16 protein-coding genes are annotated in these 14,166 nt (G+C 32.3%); 11 read left to right on the plus strand and 5 right to left on the minus strand.

Translation table 11 applies throughout. From position 1 onward, the window contains the following. Positions 1 to 2 precede the first annotated feature (2 nt). The 4 genes from JOC75_RS01125 to fabF all read left to right on the plus strand — a co-directional run bounded on the left by JOC75_RS01125 (position 3) and on the right by fabF (position 4,760). The gene (locus JOC75_RS01125) at positions 3 to 1,079 is read left to right on the plus strand and encodes a LolA family protein (protein WP_204952302.1); all 1,077 of its coding nucleotides are present in this window, start codon (positions 3 to 5) and stop codon (positions 1,077 to 1,079) included. A gap of 33 nt (positions 1,080 to 1,112) precedes the next feature. Continuing rightward, positions 1,113 to 2,819: a M56 family metallopeptidase gene (locus JOC75_RS01130; RefSeq protein ID WP_204952303.1), complete on the plus strand. Its 1,707-nt coding sequence runs from the start codon at positions 1,113 to 1,115 to the stop codon at positions 2,817 to 2,819. A 27-nt stretch (positions 2,820 to 2,846) separates the two neighbouring features. Further along, positions 2,847 to 2,999 carry a hypothetical protein gene (locus JOC75_RS01135; RefSeq protein ID WP_204952304.1) on the plus strand — a complete coding sequence of 51 codons (153 nt, stop codon included), beginning with the start codon at positions 2,847 to 2,849 and terminating at the stop codon, positions 2,997 to 2,999. A 516-nt stretch (positions 3,000 to 3,515) separates the two neighbouring features. After that, entirely contained in the window at positions 3,516 to 4,760 is a 1,245-nt protein-coding gene (fabF, locus tag JOC75_RS01140) for a beta-ketoacyl-ACP synthase II (RefSeq protein WP_204952305.1), read from the plus strand. Between the two features lie 131 nt (positions 4,761 to 4,891). Here the strand turns inward: fabF and JOC75_RS01145 are convergent, their stop codons facing one another. Both JOC75_RS01145 and JOC75_RS01150 read right to left on the minus strand, forming a co-directional pair. Continuing rightward, the gene (locus JOC75_RS01145) at positions 4,892 to 5,314 is read right to left on the minus strand and encodes a VOC family protein (protein WP_204952306.1); all 423 of its coding nucleotides are present in this window, start codon (positions 5,312 to 5,314) and stop codon (positions 4,892 to 4,894) included. Between the two features lie 12 nt (positions 5,315 to 5,326). Then, a complete protein-coding gene (locus JOC75_RS01150; RefSeq protein ID WP_204952307.1) occupies positions 5,327 to 5,635 on the minus strand; it encodes a hypothetical protein in 309 nt (102 codons plus the stop codon). Positions 5,636 to 5,897: 262 nt separating this feature from the next. Here JOC75_RS01150 and JOC75_RS01155 point away from each other — a divergent pair, with 262 nt between their 5' ends. Beyond that, positions 5,898 to 6,995 carry a PRK06851 family protein gene (locus JOC75_RS01155; RefSeq protein ID WP_204952308.1) on the plus strand — a complete coding sequence of 366 codons (1,098 nt, stop codon included), beginning with the start codon at positions 5,898 to 5,900 and terminating at the stop codon, positions 6,993 to 6,995. 95 nt (positions 6,996 to 7,090) lie between these two features. Here the strand turns inward: JOC75_RS01155 and JOC75_RS01160 are convergent, their stop codons facing one another. Then, positions 7,091 to 7,768 (minus strand): SIMPL domain-containing protein, encoded by a 678-nt coding sequence (locus JOC75_RS01160; protein WP_204952309.1) that lies wholly within the window; start codon positions 7,766 to 7,768, stop codon positions 7,091 to 7,093. Positions 7,769 to 7,894: 126 nt separating this feature from the next. Between JOC75_RS01160 and JOC75_RS01165 the strand changes: the two genes are divergently transcribed. Continuing rightward, complete coding sequence (locus JOC75_RS01165; protein ID WP_146945905.1) at positions 7,895 to 8,164, plus strand: DUF1292 domain-containing protein; 270 nt, start codon at positions 7,895 to 7,897, stop codon at positions 8,162 to 8,164. 42 nt (positions 8,165 to 8,206) lie between these two features. Here JOC75_RS01165 and JOC75_RS01170 read toward each other — a convergent pair whose 3' ends face one another. Next, positions 8,207 to 9,100 (minus strand): MBL fold metallo-hydrolase, encoded by an 894-nt coding sequence (locus JOC75_RS01170; protein ID WP_204952310.1) that lies wholly within the window; start codon positions 9,098 to 9,100, stop codon positions 8,207 to 8,209. A gap of 318 nt (positions 9,101 to 9,418) precedes the next feature. Here JOC75_RS01170 and JOC75_RS01175 point away from each other — a divergent pair, with 318 nt between their 5' ends. The 4 genes from JOC75_RS01175 to JOC75_RS01190 all read left to right on the plus strand — a co-directional run bounded on the left by JOC75_RS01175 (position 9,419) and on the right by JOC75_RS01190 (position 12,625). Next, positions 9,419 to 10,345 (plus strand): DMT family transporter, encoded by a 927-nt coding sequence (locus JOC75_RS01175; RefSeq protein WP_204952311.1) that lies wholly within the window; start codon positions 9,419 to 9,421, stop codon positions 10,343 to 10,345. Between the two features lie 70 nt (positions 10,346 to 10,415). Then, positions 10,416 to 10,982 (plus strand): cysteine dioxygenase, encoded by a 567-nt coding sequence (locus tag JOC75_RS01180; protein WP_204952312.1) that lies wholly within the window; start codon positions 10,416 to 10,418, stop codon positions 10,980 to 10,982. A gap of 198 nt (positions 10,983 to 11,180) precedes the next feature. Then, a complete protein-coding gene (locus JOC75_RS01185; RefSeq protein ID WP_204952313.1) occupies positions 11,181 to 11,939 on the plus strand; it encodes an exodeoxyribonuclease III in 759 nt (252 codons plus the stop codon). 92 nt (positions 11,940 to 12,031) lie between these two features. After that, positions 12,032 to 12,625 (plus strand): branched-chain amino acid aminotransferase, encoded by a 594-nt coding sequence (locus JOC75_RS01190; protein ID WP_239589232.1) that lies wholly within the window; start codon positions 12,032 to 12,034, stop codon positions 12,623 to 12,625. Between the two features lie 41 nt (positions 12,626 to 12,666). Here JOC75_RS01190 and ppnP read toward each other — a convergent pair whose 3' ends face one another. Continuing rightward, positions 12,667 to 12,981 carry a pyrimidine/purine nucleoside phosphorylase gene (gene ppnP, locus JOC75_RS01195; RefSeq protein WP_204952314.1) on the minus strand — a complete coding sequence of 105 codons (315 nt, stop codon included), beginning with the start codon at positions 12,979 to 12,981 and terminating at the stop codon, positions 12,667 to 12,669. A gap of 151 nt (positions 12,982 to 13,132) precedes the next feature. On the opposite strand from ppnP, the gene JOC75_RS01200 reads away from it, so the two are divergent. After that, positions 13,133 to 14,044, plus strand: coding sequence for an AEC family transporter (locus JOC75_RS01200; RefSeq protein ID WP_204952315.1), 912 nt, complete (start codon positions 13,133 to 13,135; stop codon positions 14,042 to 14,044). Positions 14,045 to 14,166: the final 122 nt, after the last annotated feature.

Genomic DNA, 14,166 nt, shown 5'->3' on the forward strand with positions numbered 1-14,166 from the left:
ATATGAAACTGAGCAAATTATTAATAGGCACAACAATTATATCTCAAATCGTTTTTTTAGGAGGTTGTTCTGAAGAGGCAGCAGCTTCTTCTGGAGAAATTGTTCTTAATGTACTTGAAGCAGGGAAAGAAGTAACCGAATATTATGGAAAAGCTACGATCAAAATGTATTCAGAAGATGAAGAAACTGAACAAATAGAAATTGAAGAATTTGTCGCAAAAAATGGTCAAAGAAAAGTAATCACAACAGATTTGAACAATAATCATCAATCATTTGCCTATAATACTGGTGATAAGTTAATTACATTTGATGAAAGCACACAACAAGCTATAAAAATTGATCTAAAAGGTGAAGATCTACCAACAAGTAATACGCAAAAAGAACAACTTATCAATTTATTAGATGGAATGAAGAAAACTCATAGCTATGAAGTAGTTGGTGAAGAAACAATAAGTGGGATAAATACGTATCATTTAAAAGCTACACCAAAAACTGAGGATTCAATTCTTGGGACAATGGAATTTTGGGTTGATAAAAAAACTTGGTTTATGATGAAAACAGTTACGACTACTGCTGATATCACGTCAGAAATTGTTTACAAAAAAGTAGATTTTTCTCCAGACTTTTCAACGACAACCTTTGAAGTTACATTGCCAGAAGGAATTGAAGCATTTCCGTTAGATACAGAAATGAATAGTCAAACAGGTACAATTAAAGAAGCTGAAAAAGCAGTGGAAAAAAAGATCCTTGCATTTTCTGAGGATAAAGTAAAGATAGAATCAATAGACTGGCAAGAGATAGGTGGAGAGATCAATAGAACTGAAGTAAATATGATGTATGCTGATAAAGACAAATCTACTCCTGCTTTTTTAGTATCAGTATTTCCAACTCCAACAGGTGAAGGAATGGACATTCAAAAATCAAAATGGATGGTTCGTGGTCATCATGCGGAATATATGGAGGAAATTAGAGCAATTAGTTGGGATGAAGATGGACTTCGATATAATGTGATGATCAATAATCCAGATCTAAGTATTGAAGAAGTTATAAAGTGGACAGAGGATATGGATTATCAGTAAATTGACTTTGTCAATGAGAAGGCAGGTGTGATCATGATTCCAAGTTTAATAGAAGTAATTGTGTATATATTAATTGGTTGTTGTATCCAGCTAAGTGGGGCTTTAATAGGGAAACATTATAAAAAGCTTGGTATAGCAACAGAGCTTTTTCTAGGTATTAGTGCAATAGGATATGTGTTTTATGCATATCCCTTTTTAAATAGCTTTATTTATCTAGCACTTCTTTCTAGTAGTTATTTTACCTTGATCACACTTACTTCCGGGCGAAAAAAGTATGAAGAAATAATAATAGAGATTAATAATTTACAGGTACAAGAAATTGAATTACAGAGAGATGTAAGAAGGATTTTATTAGATATAACAATATCACTTATGGTTTTCTTTTTCGCTATATTATTTTTAGTGCTAGGACCTAAAGATAGCCCGTTAAAATTTTTTATTATAATAAGTCTTTTCACAGCCATTGCTGAAATGGTGAAACGAGTTTTCACATACTTTCAGGTAAGGGTATTTTATGAACAGCAAAACAATACACTTTTTATTGTTTCAAAATATGACTCAAGAAGGTTTACTCTGGAAGACTGTACACTTGCTCAAGTAGAGTCTAAAGTTGATGTTTTAAAATTGCATCCATTCTTAACTCTATTTATGACAAATACTGATTTTACGACGAGCTTACATAGAGTTTTAAAACTAACATTACCAGGGGAAACTATTTATCTATCAATTAAAGAACTAAACAAATTTAAAGATATATTAAAAGAAAATAGTCAGCTAGAAGAGCATGAACAAATCAAGGTTCTCCCTTTTTATCATAAAAAGAATTTAAAAAGGCTATCAGGTAAACTTTATTTTGCTGCAACTATTAAGGGTGTTTCTGCTTATTCTGGAGTATTATTGCTTTTGTATTATTTGAAAGCTCCACCTTTGATCATGATAGCTGTTGTTTTACTTTATTGGCTATTAAATTTATATTTATCTGATCGTGTGTTAAAAATTGCGATGGATGCAAAAAAACTTGATAATCATGAAATAATTTCTTTAGCAAATAAGATGTGTGAACGAGCAAAAATTAAAAAAGTTGAAATCTATGAAGCAGAATCATTAGAATTTAACGGACTTGCAACAGGAATGAATATTGGTAGAGCGATGATCACCTTTACATCTTCAACATTGAAACTACCTTTACATGTTATTGAAGGAATTCTTGCACATGAACTCATTCATGTGAAAAAAAGGGATGTAATGTGGGGACAAATTTGGCGCGCAGTATATCTATTAATGCTTCTTATATTTGTTTTGACTATTCAAAAACATGTTACAAATATTGATGATTATAAGATACCATTGTTTTTTGCAATTTGGTTTTTGATGATATTTTATCCGATTTATCAGTCATTCGTTTTACAATGGATGGAGGTAAGAGCAGATCATTTGGGTTCTACATTAGTAGATAATAGAAACGCACAGATGGCTGAAAGTCTAAGAATCCTCTCAACCGAACAGGATAAAGCACTTAATAAATCGATTTCTTATAGTTTATCAGATGCAGAACAGAAAAAGGAAGCTTCTTCATTGGAACGTGATAGTTGGATATGGCGTTTTATAGAATTTCAATTTATGGCACATCCTCCAATGTATTGGCGTGTTCAATCTTTAATAGAAAATGATAAAGGATGGGGGAAATTGATACTAAAACGTTGGGCTACTGATCGTATAAAAGAGTCTTTTACAAAATAATCATATAGTGATAGAGGGGGTGTAGTAATGTTTGCGAAAATCTTCTTTATTATTGGTGTGTGCTTATTTCCTATTGGTATTTATCTTACTTCTCTTTCAATTATAGGTTTGCTTTTAAGTATAATAAGTGGATCGTTTATCTTCTTTAGTGCACCGTTGCTATCGTGTAGTGTAGATTGACTTAAGATAAAAAAGGTGTGTAATAGAATATCTTTTTAAAAAAATCTCCGATAATGGAGGTTTTTTTGTTAACTGTAAATATATTTGGCTTACTTTGCGATTTTTAAATGCCTTTTGATTTACCAAATAATTCTGTAGTTTAGCTGTAACATTTAATTCAATACATGAACATAGAAACAAACAGCAACTTTCATTTTAATAGATTTTAGTATAAGATATATATATAAGGTATTAGTACCAACTATTAATTTTATTAAATAATAGGCTATGTTAAAGGTTAATGTTGATTTTTAGCACTTTGTTGATTGGAAGTGAATATATGAGACTCCTGCTTAGAGAAGCGTGTCAAAGGGAGACCCCACAGGCGCGCAGCTTACGAGGAGGCTCCCGGACCTAGGAAAAGAGGTACTTTTTTCCCGGGAAAGCGAATGCCTGTAACGGAAATCAACAACAAAGTTTAACAGAGCCGAATAATAAAAAATATCCTGATACTGTAAGTGAGAGAAGGGAGTATGAATGATGAAGAAAAGAGTTGTCATTACAGGAGTGGGAGCCGTTACACCAGTAGGGAATGATGTTGAAACATCTTGGAACAATATAAAAAATGGTGTTTCAGGTATTGCACCTATGAAAAGAGTAGATACAGAAAAGTTTAATGTAAAGGTAGCAGGTGAAGTGAAGAACTTTGATCCTGCTGAATATATTGATTATAAAGAAATTAAAAGAATGGCTCGCTTCACTCATCTAGCTATTGCAGCTAGTAAAATGGCCATTAAAGATGCAAATGTAGAGATTGGGAAAAATGTATCAGCAGAGCGTGTGGGTGTTTGGATTGGCTCTGGAATTGGTGGACTTGATGAATTCGAGGAACAGCACAAGCGCTTTTTAGATAAAGGTCCAAGACGTGTTAGTCCTTTTATTATCCCAATGTTTATCCCTGATATGGCTTCAGGAAGAGTTTCGATAGAATTGGGTGCAAAAGGAATAAATAATTGTTCAGTAACTGCTTGTGCATCAGGAGCAAATTCAATAGGAGACTCTTTTCGGGTTATCCAAAATGGTGACGCAGATATGATGGTAACAGGTGGAGCAGAAGCTGCTATTACAGATATGACTATTTCAGGATTTGCCAATATGACTGCTTTATCTACTAATTCAGATCCTCATACAGCAAGTCGTCCTTTTGATAAAAATCGTGATGGGTTTGTTATTGCTGAAGGAGCAGGAACGCTTATATTAGAAGAGTTAGAACATGCCCTTGCAAGAGGTGCACAGATTTATGGAGAGTTAGTTGGTTATGGAGCAACAGGTGATGCTTATCATATTACAACACCTGCACCAAATGGTGAAGGTGGACAACGTGCAATGAAGCTAGCGTTAAAGGATGCTAGTCTGTTAGCAGATACAGTAGACTATATTAATGCTCATGGCACAAGCACACATTACAATGATTTATATGAAACAATGGCAATAAAAGAAGTTTTTGGTGAGCATGCCTATCAATTAGCTGTTAGTTCGACAAAATCAATGACAGGACATTTGCTTGGTGCTGCAGGTGCAATTGAAGCAATCTTCTCGTTATTAGCGATTAAAGAGGGGATACTTCCTCCAACAATTAATTACGAAACGCCAGACGAAGAGTTGGATTTAGATTATGTAACAAATGGTGCAAAGCAAGCAAATATTAATGTTGTGTTATCTAATTCACTAGGTTTTGGTGGACATAATGCGACATTGATATTTAAGAAATTTGAAAAATAAGAAAGATGTAAAGTCCAGTTAAATCATTGATAAAACTGGACTTTTATCTTTCTATGTGTCGTTTTCACGCTTTGATAGTTCTAAAGTATAGTCCTTTAAAGACATCTATTAAAACGAATAAACATGAGTAATTATATTTTAGGAGAAGGATAATCACAATACTCTATTATAGTGCCTTCTGTGTCTGCAGGATTTAAATAAATTAATCTCCTGCCATGTTTGTTAGTCCTAAGGGTATCTTCTAATACACGTATTCCTTGTGCTTTTAGGTATATAATGGCATCGTCTAAATTTTCTACTTTGTATGCGATATGGTGAACACCTTTTCCCTTTTGCTTAATAAATCTTGCAATCGGTGAAGTGGTGTTATTTGTTGGTGATAATAGTTCAATTCTTTCACCATCTAAATCAATAATCGCAATTTCACTTTCAACGCCTTTTGCATGACTTGTGTAGCGATCTATTAATGTAGCATCAAGAATTTTCATATAAAAGGACAAGCTACTTTCTAAATCACGGACTGCTATCCCTATGTGATCTAATTTTTTTCTCATGTTTACATGCTCCTAATCAGTGTTTTTCTTTATATTACTTATTTCCTCTGATACAACAAATGCTAGATCTTCATTGCCAAAAAGAGATAATACATTCAGTAATGTTTGATCTGGAATTTCTCCAGCTTCCTCCTTTGACACCGTTAAATCTATTGCTTGTTTTAAAGCAGGGTTTTGTTGTTGATTTGGATATGCTTTTACATATATTTCATAAGGATCAAGACTATGATTTACACACCATTGTGCAAAGATTAAGATCATCATATTCTCGTCTTTTTGATAGTTTTCTATTATTTTATTTTCTACATCTTTAGAATTCACATTTAAATCTCCTTTAGAACATATTCAGGTAGGTTATAAATATCTTTATAACCTACCTGAATTTATTATACCTGAAAATAGGTTAGTTCATAAGGATTACTATTAAGTTAGCATTTTTTCGTTTGATACCAATGCAGGTTTTCGGCTTGTATACTCATAAATGCTATGAAAATCAACATCGATTCATAATCTTAAAATAGGCATTCACCTCTGTAAGATTATCTACATATGTTGTAAGAAATAGGCTTGAAAGGGTGATTTGATGAGTGGAAAGGTTCGTCATTATTACGCTGGAGGTAATACAGCAAAAGGTTTTTACAGTCTTTATGATTCTGCTTTAGATGATTTAGAGCGTTTATATATTTTAAAAGGTGGACCTGGTACTGGAAAATCCTCATTGATGAAAAGAATCGGAAATGCAATGGAAGAGAAGGGGATAGATGTAGAATATTTACATTGTGCATCAGATACAAACTCGATTGATGGTGTTATATTAACAAATGAAAAAATCGGTGTTGTTGATGGCACACCACCACATATTATTGAACCTAAGGCACCTGGAGTAATTGAAGAATATGTAAACTTAGGTGTAGCTTGGAATTCACAGCAGTTAATAAAAAATAAAGCTGAAATACTTAAGCTCAATGAAAATATTGCTCTTAAATTTGAAGCAGCTTATGAAACATTTGCTGAATCATTGAGTGCACATGATGATATAGAAGATATATATATATCGAATATGGATTTTACTAAAGCTAATGAATTGACAGATAAGCTAATTTCTCAATTTTATGGAGAAGCTTTCCTGAAAAAAGAGTCAAAAATTAAACATAGATTTTTAGGTGCAGCTACTCCAGATGGAGCAGTAGATTTTATTCAAAATTTAACAGAGGATATAGAGAAACGTTATTTTATTAAAGGTAGAGCGGGATCAGGTAAATCTACCATGCTTAAAAAAATTGTTGCAGCTGGTGAGCAAAAAGGCTTTGATGTAGAAGTATATCATTGTGGCTTTGATCCAAATAGTCTCGATATGGTCATACTTCGCGAAAGAGGTATAGCTATTTTTGACAGCACAGCACCACATGAGTATTTTCCTGATCGAAACTCTGATGAAATTATTGATATGTATGAGTCTTGTATAACTCCAGGTACTGATGAAAAATTCGCATCAGAAATACAAAGAACAACAAAAGCTTATAAAGATAAAATGAAAGAAGCGATTGGTTATTTATCAGAAGCGAAGAAATTAAGAGATGAATTAGAGTCTTATTATATAGAGGCGATGGATTTCAAAAAGGTTGAAGAAATTCAGCAAAATCTTTTAAGTGAAATTGAGATATTACTCAAAGAAAAATGATAAATAAAGACGGATGATTTTTCATCCGTCTTTAATTAAGCAAATGAAGTGAAATAGAGCCATGCAGTTGAGTTAGTAAAAATTTCTTATAATGTTTAATAATAATATTCTGCGGTTAAATTTGCTTCTATTGAAATGTCCCTTTGTTGAATTGGAGGCGTGTCATGAAGGTTTGTTTCAGCAGTGAAAGAATACATAACATCTCTTAAAGGTTGAGGTGAAGAATTTTCGGTTATTTTTATTGGAATCGTATTAATAGTAACACCCATTTGCTGACCAAGTGATATTGCTTTTAATGTTGCTTGTTTTAACGCCTTTTTCAACGCTTTATCATAATAATAATTTTCATTAGAAAGAGAAAATTTTAAGCCTTCAGCAATATTTGCTCCGCTTGAGACTGCGACTTTATAAACTTCTCCGATTAAATCTAAATCGAATAAAGTTACTTCAAGAATATGACTTATTTTGTAGCCTGTAAGAACATTTTGCTCATCGACATATTGATAAAGCGGTTGTATTGTATAGGAAATTGTTTGGATCTGGTTATTGCTAATTCCACTTTTTCGCAGTGAAATTATTACGTTATTTGTAATAATTGAATTTTTATTTTGTGCTTTTATTACATCTTGATCTTCAGTTATAATCCCTAAAGTAATGGATGATTTATCAGGCTTTGTTGTTATAATACCTTTACCTTCTACTGTTAATTTTCCTTTGTGATGTTTATCATTAAAGGGTAATGAAGATTTTAAATAATATGGTCGAATAGCCATCCAGTTATCTCCTTTTTAGCACATATTTAATAGGGTTTTCCCTTTAAATAGGCATTAAATTTCTTATTAATGGCAACATTATTGAAGTAATGGTACTATATGTACGTTAGAAGGGAGTTTTTATTCATGGAAAAGATTGAAGTAGGCGAAGTATTTACAATTACAGATGAACAAGGTCAAGAAAATGAAGTAGAAGTGTTAGCTGCAATAACTCTAGAAGACACAGATTATGTAGCAGTAGGGTTTGTTGATGATATTCAAGATGAATCTGAAGAAGATATTGATGTTTTCTTTTTAACGGTTGATGAAGAGGGAGACTTTTCACCAATCGAAAGTGATGAAGAATTTGAAAAGGTTTCATCTGCTTTTGAAGATTTAATGGAAGAAGAGGAATAGAGGGGAGAACCCCTCTACTATTCTCCAAATCAGCATTATATTTTATTTGGTGCGTATATAACTTTTTATTTCCGTTCCCCTCACAATATAACCTAGTCTTTCAAGATGCTTACGAATTCCACTTCGTTCCCAAGTTCTCAGTAATGTATGTTCAAGTGTCTTCTTTGGGTAAAAGATACCGATAGAAGATAATTCCTCAAAATCCATTCCCGATTGTACATGTTTAGAAATGATGTCATCGCGTTGATCAATGATGGCTAAATAATCACTCATGCTCCTTGTGAATTCAGTTTTTGTGAATACACCTTTTTGATGACCAGTAATATAAACATCAGCATCAAGGTTTAGTAGACGCTGTCCTGAGCGAACAAAATCTTCAATGTCACCGTCTGTTCCATTATACCAAGGACCAAATGATGTCATATCATAATCTCCTGTATAAACTATACCTATATCAGGGAAATAGGGACAGGCAAATCCCTTTGTGTGTCCGGGAGTATGTAATAAGATCATGTTTACATCACCCAAATTGTACTGTTTTTCATATTCGTATGTTCCATTAATACTTAAAAGAGAGGTAATCCATTCGTCAGGAATTGTTTTTTTCCATTGATCAACACCTTCTTTTCCCCATTCCTGAAAAATCCCATTTTCTTTTGCTACATTTTCAATAGATGAAACAGTTTCAAACTCTATCGGATTAATCCATTTTTCAGTGTTAGGAAAAAGGTAATTATGACATGTGTGATCGGGATGATAATGTGTATTGATGATCAAATTCATACTATGCTTTTGCTCGAGATTTTCAAGGGCTCTCGGATCTGCACCAGTATCAATTAACACTTTTTCAGCACCATCGATAAATAAGCTTCTAGAAAAAGGCACTTTACTGTCATTAGGGCCTTCAATTATTTTAATCGGACCGATCTGTTTCAAGAATATCCCCTCCAAGTTGAATCATAAAATATCACAATAAATGAATGAGTGTTCACTCATTGTAACATAGATTGTATGTAATATGGCTGTTTTCTCGTACTTTGTTATTAGAACTACTGAAAAAATTTGCACTGAAATAAGTCTAATAACATTACTTCTTCAAAAAGTGCTCTCCTTATAAACTATTTTATTTTTTGGATATAGCTACAATTTTTCAGCAAAGTGACCTAAAAATAAATCTTTCTCTTCATTTTATACATGCTTATACAGGACAAGCATAGGATAAGATATATTATATTTCTGAGGAGATAAAGCCTTATGAATTTTCCGACTAAGAATGCTGCTGCAGCCTTATATGCTACTATGTCGATTACTTTTTGGGGAGTGTCCTTTGTATCGACAAAAGCCGTTTTAGATAAGCTTGATCCATATACATTACTTGTCATTCGTTTTGGCATTGGTTCTTTATTTCTACTTTTATTATTATTACTTTTAGGAGAAAGGCTTAATATTTCCTTTACATATATTCCACACTTAATTGTTTTAGGGATATTAGGTGTATTTATTCATCAAGTACTTCAAGCAACAGCACTTTTAACAATTGAAGCTTCTGCTGCAGGGTGGATGATTTCTTTTTCTCCCGTTTTTACAGTAATTCTTTCGATGATTTTTTTAAATGAAAAAATGACAATTATGAAAGCAATAGGCATGGTTTTAGCGATATTTGGTGTAATGATGGTCACAACAGCAGGATCTGAAAATGGAATTGCACCAAAGTTAAATATTGGTTATCTATTAATGATCTTAAGTACGTTGAACTGGGCTGTTTATTCTGTTCTTTTGAAAAAATTAAACATAGGTGCGTCACCCTTAGTCATCACATTTTATATGAGTTTCTTAGGATTTCTTTTAACATTACCGTTTTTATTTCGAAATAATAGCTGGAAATCCCTCTCCTTACTTAACAGTGGAGAGTGGGGTCATTTGTTTTTCCTAGGAATATTTGTTTCAGGTGTTGCTTATTGGTATTGGGCAAAAGCACTGACTGTTCTAGAGGCATCTCAAGTTTCTGTTTTTCTATATCTAGAGCCATTGGCGACCTTAATTGCTGCAATCATTCTTCTTAATGAAAAAATCATGATCATAAGTATTATAGGTGGAATCATAATTATAATAGGTGTCATTTTTGTAAATGGTCAATTTTATAAATTATACAATCAATTTTTTCAACATAAAAGACGATAATAATTGAACTAATATCCTTTGAATTGACTATCTGTTCGCGGTTTTTGTGAAAATAAGGAGGTCGATTTTTTTGGATGTAATAGCTTGGATTGAACATGTTTTACAAAATGCTGGGGATTTTTCAAAAGAAGGTTTAAAAAAGTCATTACAAAGGTTGGATATTAAATTTGAGGATCTTCAATATCTTTTAGTAAATAGTGATACAGCTGGAAAACCATATTATCGTAAGCTATTATTTAAAAATGATTATCTAGAGCTTTTAGTGATGAACTGGTCTGAGTTGGAGTGTGCACCACATGATCATGGTCAATCTTGTGGCTGGATTCAGGTTGTTAAAGGAGCAGCAAAAAATACTGTATATGAAGCATCTGGAAGCTACTTACCAAAAGAGCTTCTAGCAGAGATTCAGGAAGAAGGAAACATGTTTTTTGCACCACGCAAAGGAGTCCACAAAATGGCCGTTTCTCTAGATTCGAAACTTGTAACTCTTCATCTATATTCTCCACCAATAACAGGGATGAAGGTGTTTGATCTGGAAAAATGTGCAGCTTGTGTAGTATCTGATGATTGTGGTGCATGGTGGCCAGATGAGCAAGTTCAGAAAGTGAAAGAAATAAAGATGAGCAAAGCTGACTAATTACAGTCAGTTTTTTTTGTGGAGGAGTACTTTCTTAATAGTGATGTTTGATGAAGTGTTGGTGAACAAAGTTTTTCCTAAATTCGGTGATGAAGTCCTATTTTATCAAAGGAATAGATAATAGTTTAGAAAAATAGAAAAATAGTTTATGATAGTACTTTGTTCATTCAATATTTGAAATAAGGAAGTTGAGTATAGATGAAATTAGTATCTTGGAATGTAAATGGAATACGAGCTTGTGTTAAAAAAGGATTTTTAGATTATTTTCATGAAGTTGATGCAGATATTTTTTGTATTCAGGAATCAAAATGTCAAGAAGGTCAAATTTCGTTAGAGCTAGATGGCTATCACCAATATTGGAATTATGCTGAAAGAAAAGGTTACTCTGGAACAGCTGTGTTTACTAAGCAAAAACCACTATCTATTTCTTATGGTTTAGGCGACAAAGAGGATGAAGCTGAAGGCCGAATTATTACATTAGAATTTGCAAAATTTTATTTTGTAACAGTATATACACCCAACTCTAAAAGAGATCTTGCTAGACTTGGCTATCGTCTACAATGGGAAGATGAAGTTCGTGATTATATGGTGTTATTGGAAAAAACGAAACCTGTCATTTTGTGTGGAGATTTGAATGTTGCACATAATGAGATTGATCTTAAAAACCCTAAATCTAATAAAGGGAATTCAGGTTTTACAGACGAAGAACGAGGAAAAATGTCACTGCTATTAGAATCCGGGTTTGTTGATAGTTTTAGATATGTTTACCCCAAAAAAGGTGACTGCTTTACTTGGTGGTCATATATGAGTAAAGTGAGAGAAAGAAATATTGGATGGAGAATTGACTATTTTATTGTATCAGATAAAATAGCAAATAAAATTAATGACGCAGAAATCCATTCAGAGGTCATAGGTAGTGATCATTGCCCAATTTTACTTGAGATTGACTTGTATTAAGTACCCTGTTTTCATGTTAGTGAGATATTCTGATATAGTTAGTAAAGTAGAAGAATGAAACATCAGTAATAGCGTTGAATGGAGGATATATATTGTTAAAAGAACAAGTAAAGCAGATAATTTTACCGCTAGTCGAAGATAAAAAGGAATTACTATTTCAAGTAGAGATAGATTACCTTAAGAAACATGAACTATTAACAGAGGATATGACGAACCTTAAGGCGGATAATCCAATAACTCGATTTGATGATGCGTATATTGAACGAAGTAATAAAGAAACAGATGAAAGTATAGCTGTTGAAAAATCAGATTTCCTTAAAGAATCAATAACGTACCTAAAAAAACATAAAGCTGAATTTATTTATGTTGAGTCTAAGTGGTTCGATGTTATTGGTGTTGACTCCATGTCATTAGAAATTGATGATGTCTTTGGTACGTATGAAGTAATGCTTGGTTTAAAGCTGAAAAAGAAAGCTGAAAACTTTATTAAAGAGTATTTAAATCAACAGCTTACTGAATCAGAGTTTAAATATAATTTAATCTTTAATCAACAAGATGGATTATGGGATTTGAATTTTAAGCTGGAACTTGTAGAAAATTTTAATGAGAACTCATCAATAGGTGAAACTTTAGCTATTATTTATCAATTTCTTTTCAAATTAGTTCAGTTTGCAGAAGAGAAATAAACATACAAAAATGACGGACAAGACTGCCCGTCATTTTGTTATTATTCCTTTATGTAAGAACAGCAATAATCAACAACAGAATATGCCTTTACTTGGAATGATTCATTGGCTGGCACATAAAAAACACCGTTTCCTTCAATTGTCTGCCAGTCTTGCCCATTTAATTTATAATCTAAATGTCCAGCTACAATTTCCATTTCTTCTTTTAATTCCGCCGCGAATTCGTATTCTCCGGGCTGCATGATTCCTAGAGTTTTTCTTGTACCATCTTCAAATAGTACTGTTCGACTTGTTACTTTACCTTCAAAGTAAACATTTGCTTTCTTGTCGATTGTAATATTAGTAAATTGATCCATAGTAAACACCCTTTCTTTGTCATACATTTAAATTTAACATAAAATTAAAAATAATCAAATAGTTTACTAGGGTAAAGGAAGGATGTTAAACAGTAATAATTCAATAAGTAATGTATAATAGTATACATTATATAGTAAGGGGTTCTAGATTTTGGATAGTTTTAACATGCAATTTTTATATTGTATTATCATTATCGCATTAGGTTATCTATTAAAAAGAAGAAATATTATTAAAGAAAAAGATGGAGAAGGCTTAGCAAGAATTATATTCAATCTTACTCTACCTTCTTTAATTATCGCTACATTTAACGGGTTGAAAATTGATAACTCATTATTTATGCTCATTTTTGTTGGCTTTATATATGGAATACTAATTGGCTTTGTCGGACTGTTTTTCCTAAGGAAGAAAAGTAGAAAAAATAAGGGAATGGTAGGCATGATGATTCCTGGTTTTAATATCGGGTTATTTGCCTATCCTCTTGTTGAGGTCATTTTTGGGAAAGAGGGTATTACCTACTTTGGCATGTTTGACGTTGGTAATGCATTTATCGTTTTTGGATTAAGTTATTTGATTGGAAGCTTTTATTCACAAGAAGAGGTAAAGCTGGATTATAAAACAGTAATCAGTAAATTGTCTAAATCAATTCCGTTAATGACTTATATAAGTGTTGTTATATTAAATTTAGTTGGATTAACGCTTCCTACCGCTATTATAGATGTTGCAAGTATTATTTCAGAAGCTAATATGCCAATGTCTCTTTTATTGCTAGGAATCTATTTGAATTTTTCTTTTAATAAAAGTTATCTAAAATTAATGCTCCAATTTTTAGGTATAAGATATGGTATTGGTTTATTAGCGGGAAGTCTATGTTTTCTCTTTTTACCTTTTGATGACATGTTTAAATATACTTTGCTTATCGGTTTCCTTTTACCAACATCTGTATCAGTACTTCCATATTCGGTCGAATTTCAATATGATCAAAAATTTGTAGGCACATTGTCTAATATAACAATTGTGATCAGTTTTATATTATTATGGGGTATTGCTAATGTAATGATGTAATTATTCATCAGCTCCACTTACCTTGTTGCCTTTAATCTGGTAAAATCTTAATTAATAACTGTTTTCGAAAAGATAATTTATTCAGATATATAACAGCCTTAAAAATAGATATTTTTATTGTA

It is taken from the genome of Metabacillus crassostreae, from assembly GCF_016908395.1.
Lineage (GTDB): Bacteria > Bacillota > Bacilli > Bacillales > Bacillaceae > Metabacillus > Metabacillus crassostreae.